Source organism: Oleiphilus sp. HI0128 (assembly GCF_001635365.1).
Genome location: NZ_LWGG01000799.1, coordinates 1 through 6,139 on the forward strand (window position 1 = coordinate 1; position 6,139 = coordinate 6,139).

Sequence of the window (6,139 nt, forward strand, 5' to 3'; positions counted from 1 at the left end):
GAAGGGAACTTTTCGTATTGGTCAGACTACAGGCATTCTTGCTAAAACAGGTGCTCAATGGTTAATCGGTAAACGGCCACCCAATCCCAAGTTATTAAGATCTATTTTTGAAGACTTAGGTGCTACCTATATTAAGTTAGGGCAGTTTATCGCAAGTTCGCCTACTTTCTTTCCTCAAGATTACGTTGAAGAATTTCAAAACTGCTTAGATCGTACCCAGCCTTTTTCTTTTTCTGTGGCTCGAAAGATTATTGAAAATGAATTAGGTAAGCCTTTGAGTGCAGTTTATTCTTATGTTGACCCGGTTCCTTTAGCATCCGCTTCTATTGCTCAGGTTCATGCTGCCAAGCTTGTATCGGGTGAAGATGTAGTGATCAAAATTCAAAAGCCAGGTGTTGAGAATGTATTGCTTACAGACCTTAACTTTCTCTATGTCTCAGCGAGAATTATTGAATATCTGGCACCAAAGCTATCATGGACATCTATGTCTGGTGTCGTTGAAGAAATTCAGCGCACAATGATGGAAGAGTGTGATTTTATAAAAGAAGCAAATAACCTAGATGAGTTTAGCGAGTTTTTGCATAGTGCTGGCCACGAGGATGTTTGCGTTCCTAAAGTTTATCGAAGCGCTAGCTCGAGACGAGTTCTGACAATGGAACGTTTTTATGGTGTATCGCTAACTGATTTGGATACAATTCGTAAATACTGCTCCGATCCCGAAAAGACATTGATCACAGCAATGAATACCTGGTTCTCTAGTTTGACGCAGTGTGCCTTTTTCCACGCTGATGTTCATGCAGGTAACTTAATGGTTCTCGAAGATGGTCGTATCGGCTTTATCGACTTTGGTATTGTAGGTCGTATTAACCCTGGCACCTGGGAAGCTGTTTCAGACTTTATATCAGCGATTATGATTGGAAACTTTGAGGGTATGGCTGATGCGATGATTCGCATTGGTGTCACAGATAAAGATGTCATTGTTGATGACTTAGCAAACGATTTACGTCGAGTGTTTAATAAACTAGATGTGATGGTCCCCGATACAGCGATGTTCGAAACGCAGGGTGAAGATGATATTAATAATGTGCTAATGGATATGGTTAAGGTTGGTGAGCAGAATGGTATCCACTTCCCTAGAGAATTTGCTTTGTTATTAAAGCAATTTTTGTATTTCGATCGCTATGTTCATATATTAGCGCCTGAGCTAGATATGTTTGTTGATGATCGACTGAATATGCTTCATTAGAATATGGCACATCATTTATGGTTCTATGTCCTTTTTCGTAGAGCCTTTAGTTAATTTATGTCCTTATCGTCAATATCAATAAAGAGCGTTCGAAACCTCCACGATCTGAGTGTTTCTTTTAGTAAGTCTTTAAATTTTATCTGGGGCGAAAATGCATCGGGTAAAACCAGCTTACTTGAGTCAATTTATTTACTCTCTACAGGGCGCTCTTTCCGTACCCGCCATATCGATAATATTATAAATAGTGACGCCAAGAGTAGAGAGCTGATTGTCTTCGGCAAAGTTAATACCTCAAAGCAAAATGAAGAAGCTACGCCCATTGGTGTCAGAAAGTCGACCCTCCAGGGTTCCGAGATTAAAATTTCCGGCCAATCAATAAAGAGTGCAGCAATTCTAGCGAAACTAACACCGGTTCTGATGGTTGAACCTCAAAGTTTCGATTTACTTACTGGTCCTCCAAAAGTTAGACGGCAGTTTATAGATTGGGGAGTGTTCCACGTGGAACATGAATTCTCTTTTTTGTGGAACGATTATATTAATTGTCTAAAACAGCGGAATAGTCTACTCCGAACTGCTAAAATAGACCTACTTCAACTAAAAGTATGGGATAAGCGTATATCGCTCTTAGGAGAGCAAATAACGCAGCATAGAATCGAATTTATGGATAGGTTTCGAGTTACCTTCGAAACTGTATTGGCCGGACTGGGTTTAAACGAACAAAGTGAGATAGGATTAAAATACTTTCAAGGCTGGGATAAGAGTAAAAGCCTGGCAGAAATGTTAGACCAAAATCGTTCGAAAGATATAGAAAAAAAGTATACCCAGTATGGACCACATCGGGCTGATCTTAAGCTTAGAATAAGTGGTAAGAATGTGAGTGAATTTTTATCTCGTGGGCAACAGAAGTTATTGATAATTGCCTTATATATCGCTCATGTAAAATGCCTAAAAGAATTAAACGATTCGCAGACTCTCGTCTTGATAGACGATATTGCCGCGGAGCTAGATAGTAAGAATATCGATATAATTCTCTCTAATTTGTTAGAGTTGGACGCACAAGTAATGTGTACAGTTTTAGATCGAGAGATACCCCGAGATTATTTAGATAAGCATCGGTCAGATTGTAAAATGTTCCACGTGGAACATGGCCGTATTCATGAATATGATTATCAAGAAAAACAAATATAGTACCTGAAATATTAGGAGCAAAAGCTGAATGAGTGAAACTGAAAATAACTATGATTCTTCAAGTATTAAGGTACTAAAAGGCTTAGACGCGGTAAGAAAAAGACCAGGAATGTATATTGGTGATACCGATGATGGTACCGGTCTTCATCATATGGTTTTCGAAGTTGTTGATAACTCGATCGATGAAGCGCTTGCTGGTCATTGCGATACGATTGATGTTGTTATCCATCTTGATAATTCAATTTCGGTATCTGATAACGGGCGTGGTATTCCTACAGAGATTCACGAGGAAGAGGGGGTTTCTGCAGCCGAAGTTATTCTGACAGTATTACACGCTGGTGGTAAGTTCGATGATAACTCCTACAAAGTATCCGGTGGTTTGCACGGTGTTGGTGTATCGGTTGTAAATGCTTTATCCGAAAAGCTTAAGTTAACGATACGCAGAGAAGGCAAAATATACGAGCAAGAGTATACCCACGGTGTGCCTGATTACTCCCTTAAAGAGGTGGGTCATTCTGAGACGACGGGAACGATGGTGACCTTCAAACCAAGTTCAGAAACTTTCACTCAGACTGAGTATCACTATGATCAACTCGCAAAGCGCTTGAGAGAACTGTCATTTTTGAATTCCGGCGTACGGATTCATTTAAAAGACGAACGTAGTGATAAAGAAGACCTATTCGAATTTGAAGGTGGTTTATCGTCATTTGTTGAGTACTTGAATCATAACAAAACGACTGTAAACGACATGTTCCACTTTAATATTATGCATGAAGCAACAGGGGTTGGCGTAGAAGTCGCTATGCAGTGGAACGACACTTATCAGGAAAACATCTTCTGCTATACCAACAATATTCCACAGCGAGACGGTGGAACGCATATGGCGGGTTTCCGTGGTGCACTAACTCGTACATTGAATAACTATATCGAGAATGAAGGTCTAGGTAAGAAAGAAAAGGTTTCAACAACAGGGGACGATGCGCGAGAAGGCTTAACCGCAATTGTTTCGGTTAAAGTTCCCGATCCAAAGTTCAGCTCGCAAACTAAAGATAAGTTAGTATCGAGCGAAGTAAAGACAGCTGTTGAACAAGAAATGGCTGCTAAGTTTGCAGACTATTTGTTAGAGCAGCCACAACAAGCCAAGAACCTGGTTGGTAAGATGCTTGATGCGGCAAGAGCTAGAGAAGCAGCACGAAAAGCGAGAGAAATGACTCGACGTAAAGGTGCGCTAGATATTGCTGGTTTGCCTGGGAAATTGGCAGATTGTCAGGAGAAAGACCCAGCGCTTTCCGAACTATACATAGTGGAGGGTGACTCAGCGGGCGGATCAGCCAAACAGGGCCGGGACAGAAAAACACAGGCAATACTGCCACTGAAAGGTAAGATATTAAACGTTGAAAAAGCACGCTTTGATAAGATGCTATCTTCTGCAGAGGTTGGCACCTTAATTACAGCCTTAGGTTGTGGTATTGGGCGAGAAGAGTACAACATCGAGAAACTCCGTTATCACAGCATCATTATCATGACTGATGCGGATGTCGATGGTTCTCATATTAGAACCTTATTATTGACGTTCTTTTTCCGTCAGATGCGAGAGATTATAGAACGTGGTCATATTTTTATTGCTATGCCTCCTTTATATAAAGTTAAGAAGGGCAAGCAGGAGCAGTACCTGAAAGACGAAGCTGCCTTAGAACAATACCTGACCCAGTCAGCTTTAGATGATACTCATTTATATGTTGATGAGGGAACACCCTCAATCTCTGGCCAAGGTTTAGAAACCTTAGTTGGTCAATATCGTGAAGTAGAAACCATTATTTCTAAGCTTGCCCGTTCTTATCCGTTACTTGTACTGGAAACTTTGCTTAAAGTAAGCGCGCTGAATAAAGAAGATCTTAAAGAGAAAGCGAAAGTTTCGGCTTGGGTTGAAGAAATACAGCCTTTGCTTGGTATTGATACCAAGACAGGTATGAACTATGTATTTGGTATTTCTCACGACGAAGAAAAAGACCTGTACTTACCAAAAGTTGATGTATTTGTGCACGGTATATCAACTGAGTATATCTTCAGTGAAGAGTTCATTGAGTCAGCTGGTTATGAAAAAATTGTCACGATGGCGAAGTCTCTTGAAGGTATTTTCAGTGAGAATAGCTTTATTAAGCGTGGTGAAAAACAGTTTGCGATCACTGATTTTAAGCAAGGTTTAGAGGTTCTAATGAAGGAAGCTCAGCGTGGTCTTTATATTCAGCGATATAAAGGTCTAGGTGAGATGAACCCTGAGCAGCTCTGGGAAACAACGATGGACCCAGAAAGTCGCCGTATGATGAAAGTAAATATCGAAGATGCGGTTGCCGCTGATCAGATCTTTACGACCTTAATGGGTGATGAAGTTGAACCAAGACGAGACTTTATTCAGACAAATGCTTTGGAAGTAACAAACCTGGATGTCTAGTTCTAAGTCCCAAGGTGACGCCTCAATTAGTGCTGAAAGTAAGCCATATCACCATGGTGACTTGAAGACGGCATTAGTTGAGTCAGCTAAAGACATATTAAAAATTAAAGGCGTAGATGCTCTATCTTTAAGAGCCATTGCCGCAGAAGTAGGGGTGTCGCATATGGCACCTTATACTCACTTTAAGAACAAGAAAGAGCTCTTACAAGCTATCGCTGCATCAGGCTTCGATGACCTAACTAAACGCTTGATAGATATTAAGAAGAGCTATACTGATCCATGGGATTTGGTATTTAACTACGGCGTCGCCTACGTTCAGTTTGCCGTAGAAAACCCTGCAATTTATAGACTAATGCTGAGCCAGGCTGATACTGGTGGTCGTCGAAACAAGCTCGAAGCCTCAGCGAATCCAGAGATATCCCCTGTCCTCGAAATTAGTTCTCAAAAGCCTTTTAAAATACTTAGACAAGCATTTGAGCATGGCAATGTTGAGTCCAAGCATGTAACGGCTAGAGCCCTGAGTGCATGGTCGATGGTTCACGGCATGTCAGCTTTAATTATTGATGGCCATATTCGTATACCTGGGGATATGAGCATTAGTGAATTCTTTGCTCAGGCAGTTTCACCGAAAATGATGAAGTTATAATTAATTGATCTGATTCATTGATGGGGTAGGGAAGGACAAACTCTAGTTAAAATTAGGTACCAGTTTGAAGACCTTAACCGGTACCTAATTTGGCTTTTGGGTTTTCTTTATATAGAGATCTCTATATCGCTTGTTGGAAAAGCAACGCATGAATGAATCCAAGAAAATTTACGATCTGATTTACGTAGCTTGGATTCATGAGGGTTAAATACTTCTCCGCTTATTAGCTTAACGCGACATAAACTGCACTCACCAGAGCGGCAAGCATTCTCGGTGCTTAGGCCATAACGTTCGAGACTATTCAGCAGAGGTTCACCTGACTTTGCAACAAAACTTCCTTTACCTTGTACTGTGATAGTTACCTCTTTTTCAATAGAAGTATCGTAAGCGTCTAGCCAAGCACACATAATACCAAACCCAACAATTAATTACGCTAGTTCCAAAATTCACAAGGAACTAGCACATGACTAAAAAGAACACCAAGAAAGCCAAACACGACTGGCCAAGTATCTTCGATTATCAAAAAGAGAGCGGGTTAACGGTTGCAGAATTCTGCTCCATACATAAAATCAGCACCTCTTCGTTCTACCTCAATAAGCACCGACGC

General features: G+C 40.8%; 5 protein-coding genes. 4 read left to right on the forward strand and 1 reads right to left on the reverse strand.

What is annotated here, in order from left to right; translation table 11 throughout:
- The 4 genes from A3763_RS11595 to A3763_RS11610 form a co-directional block, all read left to right on the forward strand.
- Positions 1–1,246 (forward strand): AarF/ABC1/UbiB kinase family protein (locus A3763_RS11595; RefSeq protein WP_197482890.1); only part of this gene is annotated, 1,246 nt, incomplete at its 5' end.
- A 57-nt stretch (positions 1,247–1,303) separates the two neighbouring features.
- On the forward strand, positions 1,304–2,434 hold the full coding sequence (gene recF / locus A3763_RS11600) for a DNA replication/repair protein RecF (RefSeq protein ID WP_068507325.1): 1,131 nt from the start codon (positions 1,304–1,306) through the stop codon (positions 2,432–2,434).
- Between the two features lie 28 nt (positions 2,435–2,462).
- Positions 2,463–4,886, forward strand: coding sequence for a DNA topoisomerase (ATP-hydrolyzing) subunit B (gyrB, locus tag A3763_RS11605; protein WP_068553028.1), 2,424 nt, complete (start codon positions 2,463–2,465; stop codon positions 4,884–4,886).
- The gene (locus tag A3763_RS11610; RefSeq protein ID WP_068507328.1) at positions 4,879–5,532 is read left to right on the forward strand and encodes a TetR/AcrR family transcriptional regulator; all 654 of its coding nucleotides are present in this window, start codon (positions 4,879–4,881) and stop codon (positions 5,530–5,532) included. Before gyrB ends, A3763_RS11610 begins: the two co-directional genes overlap by 8 nt.
- 107 nt (positions 5,533–5,639) lie before the next feature.
- On the opposite strand, the gene A3763_RS11615 is transcribed toward A3763_RS11610, so the two are convergent.
- Positions 5,640–5,939, reverse strand: a complete 300-nt coding sequence (locus A3763_RS11615; protein WP_068634453.1) for a 2Fe-2S iron-sulfur cluster binding domain-containing protein — start codon at positions 5,937–5,939, stop codon at positions 5,640–5,642.
- Positions 5,940–6,139: the final 200 nt, after the last annotated feature.